The 19,760-nt window shown below is 59.5% G+C and carries 17 protein-coding genes; 9 read left to right on the top strand and 8 right to left on the bottom strand.

From position 1 onward, the window contains the following. Positions 1 to 428 precede the first annotated feature (428 nt). The 3 genes from BEN48_RS14455 to BEN48_RS14445 form a co-directional block, all read right to left on the bottom strand. Positions 429 to 3,224 carry a M36 family metallopeptidase gene (locus BEN48_RS14455; RefSeq protein ID WP_083321085.1) on the bottom strand — a complete coding sequence of 932 codons (2,796 nt, stop codon included), beginning with the start codon at positions 3,222 to 3,224 and terminating at the stop codon, positions 429 to 431. Between the two features lie 275 nt (positions 3,225 to 3,499). Then, a complete protein-coding gene (locus BEN48_RS14450; RefSeq protein WP_158010204.1) occupies positions 3,500 to 6,184 on the bottom strand; it encodes a T9SS type A sorting domain-containing protein in 2,685 nt (894 codons plus the stop codon). Between the two features lie 616 nt (positions 6,185 to 6,800). Next, positions 6,801 to 7,586, bottom strand: coding sequence for a S1/P1 nuclease (locus tag BEN48_RS14445; protein WP_158010203.1), 786 nt, complete (start codon positions 7,584 to 7,586; stop codon positions 6,801 to 6,803). 233 nt (positions 7,587 to 7,819) lie between these two features. On the opposite strand from BEN48_RS14445, the gene BEN48_RS14440 reads away from it, so the two are divergent. The 3 genes from BEN48_RS14440 to BEN48_RS14430 all read left to right on the top strand — a co-directional run bounded on the left by BEN48_RS14440 (position 7,820) and on the right by BEN48_RS14430 (position 11,570). After that, positions 7,820 to 8,224, top strand: coding sequence for a hypothetical protein (locus BEN48_RS14440; protein ID WP_125932663.1), 405 nt, complete (start codon positions 7,820 to 7,822; stop codon positions 8,222 to 8,224). Positions 8,225 to 8,273: 49 nt separating this feature from the next. Continuing rightward, positions 8,274 to 9,251 (top strand): glycoside hydrolase family 43 protein, encoded by a 978-nt coding sequence (locus BEN48_RS14435; protein WP_070735601.1) that lies wholly within the window; start codon positions 8,274 to 8,276, stop codon positions 9,249 to 9,251. A 300-nt stretch (positions 9,252 to 9,551) separates the two neighbouring features. After that, positions 9,552 to 11,570, top strand: a complete 2,019-nt coding sequence (locus BEN48_RS14430; RefSeq protein WP_158010202.1) for a T9SS type A sorting domain-containing protein — start codon at positions 9,552 to 9,554, stop codon at positions 11,568 to 11,570. 27 nt (positions 11,571 to 11,597) lie between these two features. Here BEN48_RS14430 and BEN48_RS14425 read toward each other — a convergent pair whose 3' ends face one another. The 3 genes from BEN48_RS14425 to BEN48_RS14415 form a co-directional block, all read right to left on the bottom strand. Beyond that, the gene (locus tag BEN48_RS14425; RefSeq protein ID WP_070735599.1) at positions 11,598 to 12,125 is read right to left on the bottom strand and encodes a GNAT family N-acetyltransferase; all 528 of its coding nucleotides are present in this window, start codon (positions 12,123 to 12,125) and stop codon (positions 11,598 to 11,600) included. Between the two features lie 112 nt (positions 12,126 to 12,237). Continuing rightward, the gene (locus BEN48_RS14420; RefSeq protein ID WP_070735598.1) at positions 12,238 to 12,468 is read right to left on the bottom strand and encodes a hypothetical protein; all 231 of its coding nucleotides are present in this window, start codon (positions 12,466 to 12,468) and stop codon (positions 12,238 to 12,240) included. Between the two features lie 114 nt (positions 12,469 to 12,582). Continuing rightward, positions 12,583 to 13,770 carry a hypothetical protein gene (locus BEN48_RS14415; protein WP_125932662.1) on the bottom strand — a complete coding sequence of 396 codons (1,188 nt, stop codon included), beginning with the start codon at positions 13,768 to 13,770 and terminating at the stop codon, positions 12,583 to 12,585. A 112-nt stretch (positions 13,771 to 13,882) separates the two neighbouring features. On the opposite strand from BEN48_RS14415, the gene BEN48_RS14410 reads away from it, so the two are divergent. The 6 genes from BEN48_RS14410 (at position 13,883) to nadD (ending at position 18,199) form a co-directional block, all read left to right on the top strand. Then, positions 13,883 to 14,647, top strand: a complete 765-nt coding sequence (locus tag BEN48_RS14410) for a glycosyltransferase family 2 protein (protein ID WP_070735596.1) — start codon at positions 13,883 to 13,885, stop codon at positions 14,645 to 14,647. Continuing rightward, positions 14,644 to 15,690 carry a glycosyltransferase family 9 protein gene (locus BEN48_RS14405; protein WP_070735595.1) on the top strand — a complete coding sequence of 349 codons (1,047 nt, stop codon included), beginning with the start codon at positions 14,644 to 14,646 and terminating at the stop codon, positions 15,688 to 15,690. Before BEN48_RS14410 ends, BEN48_RS14405 begins: the two co-directional genes overlap by 4 nt. Positions 15,691 to 15,980: 290 nt before the next feature. Further along, a complete protein-coding gene (locus BEN48_RS14400) occupies positions 15,981 to 16,625 on the top strand; it encodes a sigma-70 family RNA polymerase sigma factor (protein ID WP_070735594.1) in 645 nt (214 codons plus the stop codon). Positions 16,626 to 16,711: 86 nt separating this feature from the next. Further along, entirely contained in the window at positions 16,712 to 17,011 is a 300-nt protein-coding gene (locus BEN48_RS14395) for a hypothetical protein (RefSeq protein WP_070735593.1), read from the top strand. A gap of 28 nt (positions 17,012 to 17,039) precedes the next feature. Then, entirely contained in the window at positions 17,040 to 17,624 is a 585-nt protein-coding gene (gene gmk, locus BEN48_RS14390; RefSeq protein WP_070735592.1) for a guanylate kinase, read from the top strand. Then, a complete protein-coding gene (nadD, locus tag BEN48_RS14385) occupies positions 17,621 to 18,199 on the top strand; it encodes a nicotinate (nicotinamide) nucleotide adenylyltransferase (protein WP_070735591.1) in 579 nt (192 codons plus the stop codon). The genes gmk and nadD overlap by 4 nt, the downstream gene beginning before the upstream one ends. Positions 18,200 to 18,279: 80 nt before the next feature. Here the strand turns inward: nadD and frr are convergent, their stop codons facing one another. Further along, on the bottom strand, positions 18,280 to 18,843 hold the full coding sequence (gene frr / locus BEN48_RS14380) for a ribosome recycling factor (protein WP_070735590.1): 564 nt from the start codon (positions 18,841 to 18,843) through the stop codon (positions 18,280 to 18,282). A gap of 94 nt (positions 18,844 to 18,937) precedes the next feature. Then, the gene (gene pyrH / locus BEN48_RS14375) at positions 18,938 to 19,738 is read right to left on the bottom strand and encodes a UMP kinase (protein ID WP_083321081.1); all 801 of its coding nucleotides are present in this window, start codon (positions 19,736 to 19,738) and stop codon (positions 18,938 to 18,940) included. Positions 19,739 to 19,760 lie beyond the last annotated feature (22 nt).

The raw sequence follows: 19,760 nt of genomic DNA, 5'->3' as shown, positions 1-19,760 counted from the left end.
CCGACCAGCATCTTACTGGACCGGTAGTGCCGACCGAAGCAGTATACAGGCTGTGTAAGCAATAAGATAGCAAAGCGTGAGTGTCTAACGTGAAACAGCAGAGGAATTTACGATTGATTTATGATTATCAGGCCTTCCCTTTGTCCACAGGCCTTAGCAAAAACAACGCGGTTGCCGAAGGGGGCAATGACCTCGGCTTACATCACTTTGTCGCTTCAGTTGGTTTTTTTAGGCTGGGTCATTTAAAGGGACAATTTCTTTGCGTCAGTAAATGGTGGTAAGCCAGTAAGCTGTTTATTTCGGTCAGCACCTCTAAGGCACTTGCGCGAGGAAAAATACTGGACCGGACAGTGCGCAAGGGATGTATAAAAGCAAAAAAAGAGCTCAGCCGAAGCTGAGCTCTTTTCAAAAGGATGGAAGCAGGCCGCTTAGTGCTGAATGCTAACCTTGGTGCTGTACGTACCGCTGGTGGTGGTAACGCGCACCATGTAAATGCCTGGGGCAACCTGACTGGTGTTCAGATCAATGCCGCTTTTCTGCATTTGTGCAACTGGTACCGATACCGAACGCAACACGGTTTTGCCCAACAGGTCAACCATGGTCACCTGCATGGGGGCGGCGCTGGTCAGCTGGGTGCGAACGGTGAGGACGTCCTGAGCGGGGTTGGGGTAGGCTTCCAGCGAGTTGCCGGCAAAGGCGCCGTTCTTGTTGGACAGTACAATCACCTTGGCATTGGGGGGCAGGCTGAAGCCCTCCACAATACCAGTCACCTTGGGGGTGCCGTTGGTGCGGTCGCCCTGCACGGCGTTGAAGCCCATGCCCCGACGCGCAAACACGTTCCAAATCAGGTCGGCATTGGCGGCGCGGTTGGTGAGGGAGTCGGCGCGCAGGATGGCGTCGCGCCCGTCGAGGAAACCGGGGTTGCACACTTGCAGCTTGCAGCCGTCAAGCACCAGTTTCAGCATCTTGTTGTTGCCGCCGTTGGGGCTGAAAAAGTCGGTTTCGTACCCGTATTTGTTGATAAACTGCCAGTTCAAATCCCACAGGACCGTGGCCCATACTTCGCCCACGTCGTGGGTGGCCTGGGACTGCCCAGGTCCCGTGCCCAACTGCGCGTAGGTGTAGTTGTTCTTGGTGAAATCCGTGGTGTAAGGCTTGTTGCGGATGCCAGGACCTGCGCCAAATGGTTCGTTGTTGTCGTAGGCAGCGATGTAGCGGCTGGTGCGGCCATTGTCGCCGGGGCGAGTGGTCATCCACAGCGCAAAGAAGTCGCTCCAGCCTTCGCCCATGGTTTGGTTGCCAACGGCGCTGTTGAGGCAGCTGGCGTTGGCCGGGCCGCCGGTGAGGCGATTCGAGATACCGTGGCCGAATTCATGCGAAACTACGCCGTTGTCGAAGGCCCCGTCGAAGTCCGGGCCAACGGTGGCAATGCTCGACACCACTCCACTACCAGCAGTCAAGGCAGCCCGCAGGCGCTCGCCGTCAACCCCGCTGATACCAACTGCGGGAATGGTAACGCTGGCATCCGTACCGCCCAAGCTAATGGGAGCAGTACCTGCAGGATTGGAATCATAAATAATGGCCCCAATGGCCCCGTTGAGCTGCGCGAATTTAACTTTATCGCTGAAATTGTTGGTGGCAGGGGCAGTACAGCCGCCGCGCTTTATCAAGGCAATCTTGCCCTGCACAGCGGCCGCGTTCACGTAAGGCGTAGCGCAGGAGCTAACGCCCCCATCGGGCGAGACGCCGTCATTCACTACCACAATCTCACCGCTGAACCCAGTGGGGAAAGTCCGAATTGCCGGGCCGAAGCTGGCGGTGCCAAATTTGTAGGTGCCCGCCGCACCAGCCGGACCAGTTACGGTAAGGTTGTTGAGGTTGCGGTTGTCGAACAGATACATCTGCATCCGTCCTGAACTGCCGTCGGGCGGCGTCGAGAAGTTGGCGTTATTGCGGCCGCTGCCGTCTTGGGTTTCGGCCCGCACGAAGTCGTTGCCCAAGCCTTGATTGGTGAGGTTTTTGAACTGAAAGTTACCCGAAACCTCGTCGAACCCCTTGCTCATCATCACATCGTGGAGCATGTTGTTCCAATAAAACAGGTTGGTGGTGCCGGCCGCTAGGTTACCGGGGTCACGAGGGCCTTTGGTCTGGTCAAAAGGAAAGTCGAAGTCGCGGTTTGGGCCGCCATCAGGCGAGGTGGTGGTCGAGTTCAGGTCGCCGTTGCCCGACGTGGGGGTCCCGTTGTCGTCGTAGGCAGCCACGTTGTTGCCACGGGTGAGCTGCTTGCCGCTTGAAAGCAGCGAGTAGCTATCCGGGAAAAAGCCGGCAGGGGCTTTGGGGTCGCCCACCTGCCAGCCAACAGGCGAATACAGCAGGTTGGTCGAGCTGAAGGGGACGACCACGCGCGGCGAAACATCCGGGCTCTCGAACGGCACGGGAATCACCGTCAGGCTGTTGGGCGCACCCAGCGTGCCCTTGGCTCCAGAAGCCTTGCGCGGGGCCGTTACCTGCTTTGCTGTCAGCGGCTGGCGCTGGCTTTGGTGCTGAAGCACGTGCTCCTGGAAAGTAGCACGCTCGCCTACCACGTAGTCGTTCTGGTCAACCAAGCGGCCGGTGTTGGCATCCACGCGGGCGTTCCAGTAGTGTTCCTGGTCGAGTTGGGCAATGCTCACGTTCCACACTAGCACGAGCTTGTTGGCGACGCGCATGTACATCAAGCGCACCGGGATGTTCTCCTCCGAAATACCGCCTTTGTTGAACACAATGCCATCGGCGGCCCGGCCTTCAACCACGCGCTGCAACGCCACTGGGCGCGGCAACGCCAGGTTTTTGGCCGCCGCACCCACGGCTTGCTCGGGCGAGAGGGCCGGCGTAGCCGAAGGTGCCACTGCTGCCGCGCCCGGCATGAAGTCCTGCGTTACCAGTACGGCTTTGCCGTTTTTGTCGGTGTGCACCGCACCCGTGGCGTTGAATACCGCTAGGCCGTTCACGCGCTGGTTGAGGTAGGTGTGGGTGAGGCCGGTGCTGGCGTCGTAGTATGAGCTGCTCACGTAGGGATTGGCCACGTCGGCGGCGCTCAGGCCGCTTTGGGCTTTGGCTTTGACCGAGAAGGAGGCTAGCGCCTCGTTCACTGGCGTTTGCTGCGCCAGCGCCAGACCCGGTACCGCCAGCGCAATGGCCAAGGCCAGGGTGCGATAGCCCAAATTAGTAGGATTCAGAGTCATGTAAAGTGAAGTGTTGAAGAACTAGAAACGTGAAGGACAGCCGTTGCGAGGCTGGTAGCAGAAAGGGTAACCGGGCTAGTACCCTGCAGCGCCAGGGCTGCAGGGTACTAGCTTTCCGGAAGGTGAAATTTGGTGTCGAAGCCAAGCTTATTCGCAGCCTTTGAACGCGCTTATTGTTCTGAATAGAAGCAATAACTGGGGCAACAGCGAGAATTGAAAAGGCGTTCGACACCAAATTATTTTTCACATCCAGTAGTTATAAATCGAGTGCTCGATTACTTGGCAATGCTCACGCGGCTGGTCGTGTACTCGCTGCCGTTGCGCACCTGTAGGTAATAGATGCCGGGCGCGAGGCTGGTCAGGTCGAGCTTGTTGGTGTAGTTGTCGCGGGCCGAGCCCGAGTACACACGCTGGCCGAGGGTGTTGGTAACCAACACATCGAGGCCGCCTTTGGCATTAGCACCGCGAATTGCGAGGTCGAAAAGGCCCGTGGTCGATGGGTTAGGGTACACGCTGATGGCACGCAGCAGCGCCTCCGAGTTGGCCGAAACGGCCGTGGCGGTGACGACGATGTCGTCGATATACAGGATGCCCTGGTTGGCGGCGCTCTTGACGCGGAAACCTATGTACTGTGTTCCGGCCCCGGCGGGGAGCAGGGCCACTGCAGGCGTGGAAGTGCCGTTGGCCAGCGCATACGACGTGTTGGTGATGGCAGCGTTGGTGTACAGCACGTTGGTTTGGGCGGCCACCGTAGGAGCCGAGCCCGAGGTCACTTCCAGGCTCTCGGTGTAGGAAGAGGGACTGTTGGCAATGCCCTCGCCGCGGTAGCGGAAGGCTACCTGGTAGCGCGTGTTGGCCGCCAGGGTCAGGGCAGGAGTAAAGAACCAATCATTGGCTGCCACATTGTTCAGGGTCAGGCCATTGTAGCGAATGCTGCTGCTGCCTGAGTTCGGGTTAACTGTCGAAACGGCCCAGGTAGTGCCGTCGTTGTTGCCGTCTAGGGTCGTGAATCCGCAGGGCAGGGCCTGGCCAACAGGTAGGTTGTCGAAGTTCTCAGCGTAGGGGAAAGCGGCGAAAACCGTGGTTGCGGCGCAGCCCGTGCTGAAGTTGAGGGGGCCCGTGAGCAAGCTGGTGCCGCCGCCGGTGCAGTTGGTGCGCACGTACACCTGGTACAGGCTGCCGGGCTGCAGGCCGGTAAGGGTAGCAGGGCTGGAAGTAGCCGTGACGGTGGTACCGCTTGTGGCGGGCTGGAACCCTACCGGGCCGTAAATCAACTGATAGCTACCCGAGGTGGTGGCGTCGGTGAAGGAGATAACTGCCGTGGTGGGCGTCACGCTGGTTACGGCCAAAGCGGTAGGAGCCGCGCAGCTTGGCGCGGGCGCAAGACCAACTTCAATGGCTAAGCGACGGGTGAAGGTAGTAGTAGCCAAATCGGTCCACGGAGCGGAGCCACTGGCCGAGATGTAGAACGTAGCAGCCCGCAGGGGTACTTCATTCTGACTGAGAATGGCTACCCCAGGAGCCTCCAGTTCCTGCACGCCGACGTAAAACGAACCGGAAAGCTGCAAGGAAGGAAGTGCAACGGTAACATCACCGCCAGCAGCCGTGCGATTCTGGGGTGGGGAGGAGTAAATCAGGTTGCCGGGAACACCGCCCGTGCCTGTCGCATCGTGCACCACCACTTGGTAGGAGCTGTTATTATTCGCAATAGGGGCAAACGAAATCAAGGCCTCTTTTACTACTACGGGGTTGGGTACGGTGTATTTCACGCTGAGCACGCCGCCTACTGCTCCATAGCTCAGGGCACCCGCGTTAGCGGGCTGGGCCTGGTCGATGTAGCTCAGGCGGTCGGCGGTGACTAGCTGGGCTACCGTGGCCGAATTGTTGGTGTCGTTCTCATCGCTGGCCACGCTTACCGTAATGGTGTTGGTGCCAGGAGCGAGCGTAGCTGGTAGCGCTGGAAACGCTACTGTGCCACGAACACCCACGCCCAGGTTCACCGTCACCGTTTGGGTCAGGGTGTTGGCTCCCGTCATGTTTAGCGTGATAACCACGCCGTTTTGAGCCGTGGTGCCCAAATTGGATACGTACGCCCGGATTTGCTGCGGTAACGCACTTGGAGTAGCAATTTTGCCTAAGGTGTAAATGGCTGACACCGAAAGGTCTTTCGCAAGGAGTGTAGCCGGCGTGAAGCGGTACGTGCGGCCAGCATCAGGCCCAACCGAGCGCCGGAAATTGTGCGTGCTGTTGCCGTATTGCCCTGTGATAAAAACAGTGGTAGACCAAGCTGCCCCCGATTGGGTTTTGTTTCCCAGAACGGTTTGCCCGGCCCCACTGCCCGAACCCTTGATGCCCACTGTGGGGAAGCGAACCGTCTCGGTCCCAGTTAGTGCCGGTGTGGCCGCGCCATACACAAACTCCACAACGTTGGAGGTTTGGTACAGCTTTACCTGAAAAGAAAAGTTGTCGTACTGCGAGGAGCTGCCGCCCGTCTTGTCGCGCACGTTCTTCCACTGGATGGTGCAGACTTGGTTGGGAGCCGTACCCGTGGTCGTTACCCGGTATTCGGCTCCGCCCGTCCCCGATTCCAAGTCGAAGTTGAACGGCATCAGCAGGTTGACATCGGCCGGACTCGCACTTGAAATTGGGTCGACGCCAGACAATTGGCCGTTTTCGTACTCGGCGAACAAGTTGGGTACCGACGGAGCAGCATTGCCCAACCGCATGGCGCCGTTGGTGTTCAGCACAAACTGCGTGAAGCTCACACCATTATAAGTAAAAGTGAAGCCAATGTTTTGGACGGCTGAGTTGGCATCGTCCGTGTTGAGGGTAGTGATAGCCGTGCCCGTAGTACCCAAATCAGTATAGGTGCCCGCGAGGTTGGTCGTGTTGGTTGTCGTGTAGTTCAGCGCCTGGGCTTGGGCCGCCACGGCAGTGCCGCCCACTAATACGGCTGCCAAGCCAAGTTTTTGCAGGCAGCGAGCCCACGTTTCCCGAGTGTAAGTATCCGTCATGTAAGAGAAAAAAGAAGAGAAAAGAAGTAAGTGCGAAAACAAGCTAAAAGCCGCGTATTAAAATCAAATTCCTTTAATCCAGGAATTCGGCCTTACAATATCTGGCTTTTTTACCAATTACCCAAAGCTTTACAGCTAATAGTGGTAAAAAGAAAAAGCCAGCTTATCCTGTGATGAGAACCTGGGGCAGCGAAGCAAAAATGGAAGGAGCGAAAAGCGGGATACAGGATGGATTTTAGGATATCAAGACCTGAATGGTACCTCTGCCGGGAAGGCCTTCGCTTCTGTCCCGGCACGTGGTACCTGCGGTGCAACGCTAGCAATCCGGTCCTGTTTCCAGGGCCATCTCCCAAGCCATAAGCGCAGCAATTGCAGAAGGGATGCATTTGAACTAGCCAGGTGTTGAAAAAAATAAATTCAATCCTTTAGTCCCTTATTCAATTTGCATCAAGCCTTTGGCTACTAACGAAGAACCCCCAGCTACGCAGGTAGCCAGGGGTGCCGGATAAATGGTGCGGGTGCCGGTGCTTCGGAACTGCCCCGGTGGCCGGAGCGGGCCGCTTTAGTTGGCAAATGCCTCGTTAAGTACGCCCGCCAGGCGGATACCGGCTTTGAGAATCTGCTGCTCCACGGCCGGGGCAAAAGCCGGGTAGAAGTGGTAGTCAAACTTGGGGCTGGCGGCGGCGGCGGCATAAGCTGGCGTGCACAGTTGGTAGGACTCAAACAGCCAGGTGGCCATGTCATCCTTCTGCCATTGCCTGATTTGGGCGCGGGTGGCGCGGTCGTAAGCCGCCGCCATCTCCGAGTAGGTGAAACCCGGGTACTCCACCAGGTCGCCGTCCCAGATGCTGTGCAGGTTGGTGTCGCGCCCGCGCCAGCTCACCGGAATGCCGTTGCCGCCCCGGTCTTCGGCGCGGCCCACGTGCAGGGGCTGGTGCACGTCGCCCACCAGGTGCACCACAAATTTCAGGGCCTGCAGGCGTTCAGCGGCGGTCTTGCTGCGGTCTTTCAGGGTGCTGCGCATTAGTTGCAGGGCCGAGTAGGCATCGGTGGGCGCGGGCGCAGTAGCGGTGAGCTGCGCCGTGAAAGCCGCCAGGTCGAGGCCGGCGGCTACGTTGAGGTAGTGCCACGGGCCCGTCTCCTTGTACTGCGGGTCGGAGCGAACTTCGTCGGGCCAGGTGCTCACCAGCGGCAGGGTTTCGGAACCCAGCAGTCGGGCTATCTCGCGTTTGGCTTTGGCCGAGAGGTGGTTTTCGGCGATGCGGGCCACGGCCCGGTGGCCAATGGTGCCCCAGGCAAAGGCGCTGCCTGGCGCACACAGCAGCACCAGCAAAATAATGCGTTTCAAAAACATGGGAAGCGGAAGCAAATAAATAATGAGCAAAAAAGACCCCCTGAAAAAGCGGGGCCACAAAGCTAGAGCCGTTCGCGGCATCGGCCGGTTTGCGGCCCCAGTGGCCAGCAATGCCAGGGCATTTGCAAAAACTTTCGGTACATGGAATTAACGGCTGTAAGTTTGTCGGCTCAGAAGCCCACGTCAGTGGGTGCTAATGCAGAGTCGCTATGCAGTTGGAAGTACTTGTGGAGTCTCACCAAATATCCATCGTCTACGATGCCGATAACCAGTGGCTTTATATGGATTGGCGGGGCGAATACGACCAAGATGCCACGCACGCAGCGTGCCTGCTGATGCTGCAAGCCCTGCAGAACCGGCCCTGCGCTAAGATTTTGAACGACAATTCCAACATCACCCGCACCACCATGAAGCTCACCGCATGGGGCGCGCAATGGCTGGAAGAAATGCACAATGCCGGCCTCGAGTACATTGCCTGGGTGCTGCCTAGCAGCTTGCTGGCCCGCCAGGCCGTGGAAACCGCCACGCATTACCTGCAGGCCCCTCAGGTGGGCACGTTCGACGATGTGGCCTCGGCTTACGTATGGTTGCAGCAGCAGCAACCCGTGCCCCAGGCAGTGAGCCAAGCGTAGCCCGGCTGCTGCCCGGCGTTGGCACCGGGCCTGTTTTTCGCGCGGCGCCATGTACACCAACCCCGTCATCGACGACAATTTTCCGGACCCTACTATCATCCGCACCCGCAGTGGCTGGTACTATGCCTACGGCACCCAAACCAAGCACACCGGCGTTCTCATCAACCTGCAGGTAGCCCGCTCCGCAGACCTGATAACCTGGGAATACCTGGGCGAAGGCTTGCCCGAAAAGCCCCGCTGGGCCACCGACAGCCAGAAGATATGGGCGCCGCACGTGAGCGAGCACCACGGGCGCTTTTACCTGTACTATTCGGCCCGGCCCAATGGCACCGACCACTTCAGCCTGGCCGTGGCCGTGGCCGATGCGCCCGCCGGCCCGTTCCGCGACAGTGGCCAGCCGCTACTGGCCGGCCCCGGCTTCACCTGCATCGACCCCATGGCGTTCGACGACCCCGCCACCGGGCAGCGGCTGCTGTACTGGGGCTCGGGCTTTGGCCCCATCTGGGTGCAGGAGCTGGCCGACGACCGCCTGGGCTTCCGCGCGGGCAGCACGCCGCAGGCCCTCATTTACCCCAGCGCCTCCCAGGACCCCCGCGATTACCACCGCCTGGTGGAGGCGGCCTGGGTGCACCAGCGCGCGGGCTGGTACTACCTGTTTTTTTCGGGCGACAACTGCTGCGGGCCCAAGGCCCACTACGCGGTGCTGGTGGCCCGGTCCCGCCACGCTACCGGCCCTTTTGAGACGTATGCTGCTGCTACGGGCAACCCGCACACGGCCCTGCTGGCTGCCAATGCGCACTGGCACGCCCCCGGCCACAACTGCGTGGTGACCGATGCCGCCGGCCAGGACTGGCTGGCCTATCATGCCATCGACCCCCGCCAGCCCACCTTCGATGCCATCGACGATTCGGAGGGTCACTCACGCCGCGTGCTGGTGCTCGATAAGCTGGACTATGCCGGAGGCTGGCCCGTGGTGGCCGGCAACTCGCCCTCGTGGGAACCCCAGCCCGCGCCAGTGTGCCGGTAAGCCGGCTGTGGTTTTAAAACAAGGAGCGGCCGGTGTGGCTTTTGGTGGTGGCCATGGGTGGCCGACGCGGCGGTGTGGGGTAATCACAAGAACTCCATCGCGCTATAATTGCGCTTAAGAAGGCCAGCCCGGCCACTTTTTCGTACCTTGTTTCGGGCCCATATTTGATACTTGCTTATGCCGTTTGCGCTACCTTTTCTTCGAAATACCAGCCCTCGGTGGGCCCTTGCTTTGGTTTTAGGGCTAGCTGGCGCGCCGACTTTGCAAGCCCAGGCGCCGCTCCCCGATACGTATTGCCTGATGCTGCCCCTTGAGCCCGCCCGCCGCGCGCAGCAGTCAGCAATGGTCGTGGAGGCCGAAGTGCTCACGGCGCAAGGCTTTTGGAATGCAGACCACACCCGCTTGTTTACCAGGCATCGTCTCCGGGTATTTTCCCTGTTGAAAGGCCAGGTAGCCGACACTACCGGCTTGGTGCTAATCACCGAAGGCGGCCGGCTCGACCTCGAGCAGCAGGTGTTGACCAACACGCTGCAGCTCGTGCCAGGCCAGCAAGGGGTATTCTTTCTAACGCCGGCGCCGTGGTCCGGCCTGCCGGCCGTCGCTGGCAACGCCTGGACTCCTTTTGGCAGCGAGCAGGGTTTTATTCAGTACAACCCCGTTGAGGGCACGGCCACGGAGCCTTTTCGTCGCTATGCTGCTATCGATGGCGCCTTCTACAAAGAATTAACCCGGCTCACGGGTCAAACCCGTCGGGTACTGCGCGCCAACCCGGCCTTGGCTCCTGCCGTGCGCACCGTGCAGCGGGGCACGCTCGCGCCCATGGTCACGGGCCTGGCTCCCCAGCAGCTGCCCGCTGGCGCCGAGGCCGTGCTCACCATCAACGGCGACGGCTTCGGCAGCGCCCGGGGCAGCGGCTTTGTGGAGTTCCGCAACGCCGACGATGGCGGCGCCACCCGCGTGAAAGCCCGCGAGCGCGACTACCTCTCCTGGACCAATACCCGCATCCAGGTGCGAGTACCCTCTGCCGCCAACGGGGGGCAGCCCGTGAGCAACGGCCACCCGGCCGGCTCGGGCCCGGTGCGCGTGACCACCAACGACCAGCAAAGCGGCGACAGCCCGAGCGCAATAACCATTGTTTACGCGCTGACCAATGTAGAAAGCACCGACGGAACCCTGCTCCAGCGTCCCAACCACGTTGCTCAAAATACCTCCGGCGGCATCACCTTTCGCTTCGGGCCCAATTTCACGGCCCGGGCTACGGCGTCAGCTTCCTGGCAGCGCGCACTGGTCACTTGGCGCTGCCAAACCGGTATGAACTGGGAAGTGGGCCCCGATTTCACTACCAATGCCATTGCCGAAGACGGCCAGAACGTAGTGGCCTTCGATACCGGTGCCGAGCTGCCCGACCGTGTGCTGGGCCGCACCACCACCTATTACCGCGGCTGTTTCGCGCCCGGCGGCAGTCTGGTGTTCTGGGTGAAGGAAATCGATATGCAGTTCGACGATGCCGCCGTGTTTCAGTTCGGCCCGGCTCCGGCCCTGAGCGCCCTCAACCAAATTGACTTCGAAACCGTGGCGGTGCACGAGCTGGGCCACGCCCACCAGCTGAGCCATCTTATCCTGCCCGGCGCGGTAATGCACTTTGCCATTGGCCGTGGCCAGAACACCCGCTCCCTCAATCCGCTCAGCGACGTAGCCGGCGGGCGGCAGGTGCTGCGCGTGCGCAGCTTTAAGAACCTGGGCTGCGGCGGTCCGGCCATGCTGCCGGCTCCGCTCATCAGCTTCAATGCCCAAAACACCACCGGCATTGGCGTCACCCTGAACTGGGCCACTCGCGACGAATGCTTCCTGAGCAGCTTCACGGTGGAGCGCAGCACCGGTGCCGACACCACTGCGTGGGTGCGTCTGGGCACGGTGGCCACTAAGCCTGGGGGAGGGCAGTACCAGTTTTTTGATGCCCAGACGCCCGGTGGCCTGCTCTACTACCGCCTGCGCCTGCTGCGCCCCGACGGCTCCCTCGACAACGTGGCACCCGCCCTGATTACCACGCAAGGTGTTAGCGCCACGATTTCCATTTTCCCCAATCCCGTAGTAGGCACCGATATCCTGCGCGTGCAGTACCCGGCGGCTGTGGAAGGCAGCGTGGCTTTCCGCTTCTACGACGAGTTGGGGCGCCGGGTCAGGGTTACCTTCCTCAGTGTTGCAGCCGGGCTGAACCTGCTGCCGCTCGACATAACGGGCTTACGTCCGGGTTTCTATATCCTGCGGTGGGAAGATGCCCAGGGCGGCACAGGCAGCCAGAAGTTTGTGCGGCAATAAAGGCACACTCGCCCCCGGCCCGCGCTGCTAAAAGCTGCGCCCTGTAGCAGAGGCAGCAGCGGCCTCTGCGGCCGGAGCCAGCACGTAGCTGCTCAGCTGCGTGGCGTCGAGGTTGCCGTTCAGCCACTCGGTTTCGATGTTTGCGCCCAGCCGTTTGTAGAAGTTGATGGCCGGCTCGTTCCAGTCCAGCACCTGCCACTTGAGGCGCACGGCGCCGGTGGCGCGGGCCTCGGCCACCACGGCATCAAAGAGCAGCTTGCCGAAACCGCCGCGCCGGGCGGCTTCCGTCACCACCAGGTCTTCCAGGTACAGCATCCGGCCCTTCCAGGTAGAGTACGCCGTGTAAAACAGCGCAATGCCGATGATTTGAGCTGCGTGGTCTTCCAGCACGAAAAAACCGAAAATAGGAGCGGGGCCAAAGCCGTCGCGCTGCATGTCGGCCAGGGTGTTGGTCACGGCGTCGGGAGCCCGCTCGTACACAGCCAGCTCCTTGATAAGGGCCAGCACCTGAGGCAAATCGGCCTCTATGCCGCGGCGCAAGGTATAGTGAGTCATGGGTTAGGTGCTGGAGCTGGAAAGGGTGAGAATAACGATACAAAAATGAGCAATGAAAAACGCCTCATCCGGCACTGTTCATTGCTCATTCATAAACTGCAGGCTGCCTGAATTACATCTGGGGCTGCATTTTCTTGATGTCCTCGGTGGCGTTCACGGAGTTCAGCTCCCGGTACTGCTCGGGCTGCTTGGCACCGGCAGTGGTGTCGGGGGCCGGGGGCAGCGGAGGCAGCGCGTTGGTGGCAATGTCTTCTTCCGTTTCGCCGGTCGATGGGCCACAGGAGGGCAATGTGAAGGCGAGCAGGGCAGCGGCCAGCAGGCCGGGGAAAAGCGTTTTTTTCATGTGTGGGAAAACGAATTGGGGCGCAAGTTACGCACGGAGTGCGGCTTGCAGTGCGAGAAAGTGCAGGCTGTCCTACGGGAAATCGCGGCCGGCCGTTGAGCTGATGGCGCAGTCCTAATCTGCCTCGAACCATGGCACACCCAGCCGACCGGGTTGGAGGCGAACACGCACTTTGTCGCCTGAGCGAGTTGCTTGGTAGTAATTGGAGCCTACCTGCACGTCCGTTTCAGTAGTAAACGGACCCCAAGGGGCTACCGTAAGGTGGTAGGTAGTGGTTTTTCCTGAGCTCATGGATTTACTCAAAACTTCAGTGCTGAATACCTGGCCCTGCGTATCATCGAAAGCAGCATTGAAAGTAGCGCTGGCGCTGTAGCCATAAACGGCGGCGGCAGCTATCAGAGCTGCTCCTTCAGTAAACTTGACTTTGCTCTGGAAGAGCCATTCATGTGTACAAAATGCCAGCACCACCGCTGTAACGGAAGCTGTTTGTCCTGCTACTATCCACATGGGGGTATAGCTGACTAGATCAACATCCAGCACAGAACGAATCAAGAGCCCCATACAGGGCATAAATAGTGTAATAGACACCGAAGGGTAAGGGCTGTTTTTCTCTTCGTTGATGCGTAGCGCACCCCGGTGCAGCTTGAGACCAACTGCACCTAGCAGCGGAAGCAATAAGCCAGCGCCGATGGCTAGTTGGTAGGGTTGAGGATAGAAAAATAGCCACGCAGTAACGGCCCAGGCCACTATGTTAAGGTACTTGGCTGTTGTGCTGGCATGGACCAGCCTTTCGCTGCGCTCATCGGGGTTACGCCCTAGCTCCTCGTCGATCAAGGCTTCTTCAGCAGCTTCAACTGCTTCCACTTCGTCCAAGTTGGGATAATGGTCGGCCAGCCATTCCTGAATGTCAGCGTATCGCTCGGTGGTGTAGCCAACTTTAATTGTGCTGGCCTTTGTATCCTGCGGCACAATGAAGATGTAATGCTCGTTGACTCGGTAACCTGCTACTTCCTCCCGCGCCAATGTTTTGGTCTTGAATAGCCCAACTGTTTCGAAGGACTCCGGCCCGATGGTAAAATGCCATTTCGCAGTCTCAAATAGGCCGTACAAAAAGACCCCAGCCATGCCAACACCCAAAACCGACATAAAAACCACACTCCAATGGTCGGAATCGGTGGCATTGCCGAGAAAGGGTAGCGCAAGAAAAACCACTATCATAACCGGTGATACCGCATACATGAAGATGCGCCAGCCTTTGGCAGTGTAATAAATGGGGGAAGGAGGAGGTAAGGCAGAAGACATGAAGAAATGAGTGGACAGCGTAGGAAGCAGTTAGGGGGGTAAAGATGGGGTTCAAAGCCCCTCGTCCCGCTATTACCTTTGCCTCCCCCGGCTCCTTATTGCCATTCCCCGCGTGGTTCCTCTCTCCGTCGTCATCATCACCTTCAACGAAGCGGCCAACATTGCCCGCTGCCTCCAGGCGCTGGGCGACGTAGCAGATGACGTGGTAGTGGTAGATTCTTTCTCCACCGACAACACCGTGGACATCTGCCGGCAGCACGGTGCCCGCGTGGTGCAGCACGCCTTCGCCGGCTACGTAGCGCAGAAAAACTACGCCACCACCCAGGCCCGGTTCGACCACGTGCTGCAGCTCGACGCTGACGAAGTACTGACCGACGAGCTGCGGGCGTCCATCAAAGCTGCCCGGGCCAACTGGCAGCACGCCGCCTACAGCCTCGCCCGCCTCACCAACTACTGCGGCCATTGGGTGCGCCACGGCGGCTGGTACCCCGACCGCAAGCTGCGCCTCTACGACCGCCGCCTGGGCCGCTGGACCGGCTTGCTCCTGCACGAGAAATTCGAAGTGAACGCCGGCCTGACTACTGGCCTGCTCGCCGGCCACGCCCTACACTACAGCTACCACAGCATTGCGCAGCACGTCAGCCAGCTCAACAAGTTCACCAGCATTACGGCCCAGGAGCTGGCCCTGCGCGGCAAAACCAACGTTACTTGGTTCCACCTGCTGCTCAAGCCGCTCTGGAAATTCGTGCACGGCTATTTCTTCCGGCTGGGCCTGCTCGATGGGTTCGCGGGCCTGTGCATTGCCGGCATCTCGGCCTGGGGCGTGTTCCTGAAATTCGCCAAGCTGAAAACCCGCACCGAGCAAGCCGAAGCATGAGCCAGACCTTCCTCGTGTCCCGCACCGATGCCATCGGCGACGTAGTCCTGACTCTGCCCGTGTGCGGCCAGCTCAAGCAGCGCCACCCTGGCTGCCGGGTGGTGCTTATTGGCCGCACCTACACGGCCCCGGTGGCCGCGGCCTGCCCCTGGGTCGATGCGTTTCTGAACCTGGACGAGTTGCTGCAGCAGCCGGAAGCAACTCAGGTTGCGACTCTACGCGCCTACCAGGCGGCCGCCATCGTGCACATCTTCCCCAACAAGCGGCTCGCCCGCCTGGCCCAAGAGGCCGGCATTCCCGTTCGCATTGGCACCCGCAACCGCTGGCAGCACTGGCTTACCTGCAACCGCTTGGTGGCACTCAGCCGCCGCCACTCGCCCCTGCACGAAGCCCAGCTGAACCTGCAGCTGCTCCAGCCGCTGGGCTTCAGCGAGCCGCTCGCCCTGTCCGAAATAGCCAGCTTGGTGCGCTTGCACCCCGCCGAGCCGCTCGCCGCAGAGTTGCAGATGTTGCTGCAGGCCCGCCACGCTGGCCAGCTCAACATTATCCTGCATCCGCGCAGCCGGGGCAGCGCCCGGGAGTGGGGGCTCGACAATTTCGGCCAGCTTGCTCGCCTGCTGCACCAGGCCGGCCACCGGGTCTTCATCACCGGCACCGCCGCCGAAGGGGAAGAGCTTGCCGAGTGGCGGCAGCAGCACGCCGCTTGCCTTGCGGCCGACCTCACGGGTCAGCTTACCCTGCCGCAATTCCTGGCCTTCATTGCCGGGGCCGATGGGCTGGTGGCGGGCAGCACCGGGCCGCTGCACCTGGCGGCAGCGCTGGGGCGACACGCGCTGGGGCTGTATCCGCCCATTCGGCCCATGCACCCGGGACGCTGGGGCCCGCTGGGCCCGCACGCCGAATTCATGGTATTCGACAAGCCCGCCTGCGACGACTGCCGCACCGTGCCAGCCGCGTGCCACTGCATCCGGGCCATTACGCCCCTGGCGGTAGCCACTCAGGTACTTTCTTGGCTACCCCTCAGACCGATGGAGCCCTGCTAAACAATAGCTGTTTTGTGCCGTTAGTCTGGTGCTCGTTGCTGGCGATGCAACCAACCCGGCGCCGTAATCCGTACAGGAAGCAGTATTGCCTGCCAAAAGCAGCAATGCCGTGGGCAGTTTATCGCCCAAAGCAACCTGCTGAGTTATTGTGTAGCTGGAAGTTCAGCGCAGCAGAAACCCGGCGCGAAGCACTCCGGCTGCTTTGGTAGTCGGATATTGTTTCAGCTAATTTTGTCCCAGTCAGCTATTATTTCGTAGGTTTCGGCCTACAATTCCCCCCGCCCACCTGTATGAGCGATTCTCCCGAACGGGTTAAACTGAGTAAAGAGGAAAAAGACCGGCGCTTTCAGGCCGAGCTGATGCCCGTGCTCGACCCGCTCTACAACTTTGCCTATCGCCTCACCCTCGACGAGGACGATGCCAACGACTTGGTGCAGGAAACCTACCTCAAGGCGTACCGCTTTTTTGAATACTTCGAGCCCGGTACCAATGCCAAGGCCTGGCTTTTTCGCATTCTCAAGAACTCGTTCATCAACGACTTCCGCAAGAAGAGCAAGCAGCCCGCCAAAGTCGATTACAGCGAAATAGAAGGGTATTACAACCCCGATGATGTGGAGGCGGAAGGCGAAATTGGTGCTTCGTCGTCCGACATGCGTCAGCAGTCCGCCCGCGATTTGATTGGCGACGAAGTAGCCAGTGCGCTGAATTCTTTGCCCGTCGATTTTCGCACGGTCATCATCCTGTGTGACCTCGAAGGTTTTACCTACGAGGAAATGGCCAAAGTGCTTGATATTCCGATTGGTACCGTGCGTTCGCGCCTGCACCGGGCCCGCAATTTTCTCAAGGATAAGCTCGAGAAATACGCGCAGTCAATGGGATATGGCAATGATGCAATTGATGACGAAGCGGAACTAACCGAGGCTGAAAATAATTAACCTCCCGAACAGCAGCTTCCGCGGTGGCGCGTTTCCTCCATCGTTCCACATATACCTGTTTCTCACCTTGTTTCTTCGTTTCAACTATGGACCAATCTGCTACTACTTCAACCAATGCGTCGGCCTCCGTTGCCACTTCCCCCGACAACGGCCCCGACTGTGAACGCGTGAATACTGTATTAGACCAACTCATCGAAGGCCAGCCCGTGACGGCGGAGGACGAAGACTACCTCTACGACAACGCCAGCGACTGCTCGCCCTGCTTCGACGACATCAAGAAGCAGCAAATTTTCATTGGTTTCCTAAACCAGCGCGTGTCCCGCCGGCACAGCCCTGTGAGCCTGCACGACTCCATTTTGGCACATGTGGGTGCCCAGATGGCCTAATACCGGAGCTACTAGCTAGCTTTGCGCGATGCAAGGCAAAATCATCGTGTTTTCGGCGCCTTCGGGCGCTGGAAAAACCACCATCGTGCATCGGCTTATGGAGCGGGTGCCGGAGTTGAGCTTTTCCATTTCGGCATGCACGCGCGACCGCCGCGGTCGTTCCGAGGCCAATGGCAAAGACTACCACTTTATTTCCGTACAGGATTTCCAAGACAAAATTCGGCACGACGAATTTGTGGAATGGGAGGAAGTGTACGAAGGAGCCTTTTATGGCACGCTGAAGTCCGAAATCGAACGCATCTGGGACAGTGGCAAGCATGCTATCCTTGATGTGGACGTGAAAGGCGGCCTCAGCATCAAAGAATTTTACAAGGACCGCGCCCTGGCTATTTTCGTCCGCCCGCCGTCCATTGAAGTATTGGAGCAGCGCCTGCAGGCCCGTGCTACCGACTCCCAATCCAGTATTTCTTCGCGGGTATACAAGGCCAATTTTGAGCTCGCGTTCGAAGACCGGTTCGACGTGACCGTGGTCAACGACAAACTGGACGAAGCCACGGCCCACGCCGAGAAGCTGGTCCGTGATTTCGTTAGCGTCGAACCTGCCATCGTATGAGTGGCCCCCGAATTGGCCTGCTTTTCGGCTCGTTCAACCCCGTGCATATTGGCCACCTCATCCTGGCGGAGCACTTTGCTACCCGCACCGATTTGGCCGAGGTCTGGCTGGTGGTATCGCCCCATAGCCCCTTCAAAGCCGTAGCCGACCTGCTGCCCGACTCCGAGCGCCTGCGCCTCGTTGAACTGGCTCTGGCCGGCAACCCGCGCCTGCGCGCCGAAAACATCGAGTTTAGCCTGCCGCGCCCCAGCTACACCATCGCCACGTTCGACGCCCTGCGCCAGCGCCACCCCACCCACGATTTTGTGCTGCTGATGGGGGCCGACAACCTGCCCGGCCTTCCGCGCTGGCAGGAGTCTGTACGCCTGCTCGCGGAAGTCGACATTTACGTGTACCCTCGCCCCGGGACCGAAATACAGGACGTAGCCCGGTTTCCCCGGGTGCAGGTCCTGCAGGCGCCTTTGCTCGATATTTCGGCCACCTACATCCGCGAGAGCCTGCGCACCGGCCGCAGCATTCGCTACCTCGTGCCAGCTGCCATCGAAGAAGAGCTGCACCGGGTATTTACGATGTGAAGCGCCTTCAAAATGACATTCCAAAAAAGGAGCCCGACGATAGTTCGCCGGGCTCCTTTTTTGTCTTCAAATTGACCAAATCAGATGGTCATGATTTCGCTCTCCTTCTTGCTAAGAGTCTTTTCAACTTCCGCAATGTAAGAGTCCGTGGTTTTCTGCACCTTTTCTTCGGCGCTTTTCACGGCATCTTCCGAAGCACCGTCTTTCAGCAGCTTGCGCAGCGACTCGTTCACGTCCTTGCGGATGCCACGAACCCGCACCTTGCCGGCTTCCGACTCATTTTTGGCCTGCTTCACCAGTTCCCGGCGCCGCTCCTCGGTCATGGCCGGAATGTTGAGACGCACACCATCGGCATCCGAAACCGGGTTCAGGCCCAGGTCGCTGTTTTTGATGGCCTTGGCTACTTCCACCACCATGTTCTTCTCCCAGGGCTTGATGAGCAGGGAGCGGGCGTCGGGAGCCGTAACAGTAGCAATCTGGCTGATGGGGGTAGCCGTACCGTAGTAGTCCACGCGCAGGCCGTCCAGCATTGCCGGCGAGGCCTTGCCCGCCCGAATCCGGCTCATCTCCACGTTTACGTGCGCCAGTGCCTTGCCCATTGATTCAGCAAGCTCGTCGAGGTAAAACTGAATTTCTTCGTCCATTTTTTGGAAGTGTTGAATTTTAAGGATTGAGTGTTGAATGACAATTAAGCTGAGTTGAGTCTGTTGGGAAACTCAAAACTCAACATTCAAATTTTTAAGCTTGCTCCGCCTGGTTGCCTACTAGGGGCTGCAAAGGAGGTAGCACGGGCGTCAAAATAGCTTTTTTGGCATTGCGCCGGCCTTCGCCGCCCATGCTTACCAGGGTGCCCATTGTCTCGCCGTTCAGGAGGCGCTCCAGGTTGCCCGGTGTGTTCATATCGAATACAATAATGGGCAGGTTATTCTCTTTGCAAAGCGTGAAGGCCGTCATGTCCATCACATTCAGGTTCTTGCTGAGGACCTCGTCGAAGGTTATTTCGTCGTAGCGGGTAGCCGTGGGGTCTTTCTCGGGGTCGGCAGTATAAATACCGTCTACCCGGGTGCCCTTTAACACCACGTCGGCTTCAATCTCAATGGCCCGCAGCGAGGCAGCCGAGTCGGTGGTGAAGTACGGCGAGCCAATGCCGGCCCCGAAAATAACCACCCGTCCCTTTTCCAGGTGCCGCACGGCACGCCGCCGGATGTAGGGCTCGCACACCCGCTGAATGGTGAGGCCGGAAAGCAGGCGGGTGCTCACTTCCAGTTTCTCCAAAGCGCTTTGCAGGGCCATGGAGTTGATAACCGTAGCGAGCATGCCCATGTAGTCGCCCTGCACTCGGTCGAGGCCAAAAGCTTCGGCTTGTACGCCACGGTAAATGTTGCCACCGCCAATAACGACGGCAACTTGCACACCGGTGGCTGCTACGGACTTGATTTCAGACGCGTACTGCATCAGCCGCTCGGCATCGATGCCGTATTGCTGTTGGCCCATCAGCGCTTCGCCGCTGAGTTTGAGGAGGATGCGGGTATATTTCAAGGCGAGGTAATTGAGGAATGTT

Origin of the sequence: Hymenobacter glacialis (genome assembly GCF_001816165.1) — a bacterium.
GTDB lineage: Bacteria > Bacteroidota > Bacteroidia > Cytophagales > Hymenobacteraceae > Hymenobacter > Hymenobacter glacialis.
This window is presented reverse-complemented; position numbering and strand designations above follow the sequence as displayed.

Bases quoted from the DNA above. Each gene is read 5' to 3' on its own strand.
- BEN48_RS14455 (WP_083321085.1), bottom strand. From the start codon at position 3,224: ATGACTCTGAATCCTACTAATTTGGGCTATCGCACCCTGGCCTTGGCC.
- BEN48_RS14435 (WP_070735601.1), top strand. From the start codon at position 8,274: ATGTACACCAACCCCGTCATCGACGACAATTTTCCGGACCCTACTATC.
- BEN48_RS14430 (WP_158010202.1), top strand. From the start codon at position 9,552: ATGCTGCCCCTTGAGCCCGCCCGCCGCGCGCAGCAGTCAGCAATGGTC.
- BEN48_RS14425 (WP_070735599.1), bottom strand. From the start codon at position 12,125: ATGACTCACTATACCTTGCGCCGCGGCATAGAGGCCGATTTGCCTCAG.
- BEN48_RS14420 (WP_070735598.1), bottom strand. From the start codon at position 12,468: ATGAAAAAAACGCTTTTCCCCGGCCTGCTGGCCGCTGCCCTGCTCGCC.
- BEN48_RS14415 (WP_125932662.1), bottom strand. From the start codon at position 13,770: ATGTCTTCTGCCTTACCTCCTCCTTCCCCCATTTATTACACTGCCAAA.
- BEN48_RS14405 (WP_070735595.1), top strand. From the start codon at position 14,644: ATGAGCCAGACCTTCCTCGTGTCCCGCACCGATGCCATCGGCGACGTA.
- BEN48_RS14400 (WP_070735594.1), top strand. From the start codon at position 15,981: ATGAGCGATTCTCCCGAACGGGTTAAACTGAGTAAAGAGGAAAAAGAC.
- BEN48_RS14395 (WP_070735593.1), top strand. From the start codon at position 16,712: ATGGACCAATCTGCTACTACTTCAACCAATGCGTCGGCCTCCGTTGCC.
- gmk (WP_070735592.1), top strand. From the start codon at position 17,040: ATGCAAGGCAAAATCATCGTGTTTTCGGCGCCTTCGGGCGCTGGAAAA.
- nadD (WP_070735591.1), top strand. From the start codon at position 17,621: ATGAGTGGCCCCCGAATTGGCCTGCTTTTCGGCTCGTTCAACCCCGTG.
- frr (WP_070735590.1), bottom strand. From the start codon at position 18,843: ATGGACGAAGAAATTCAGTTTTACCTCGACGAGCTTGCTGAATCAATG.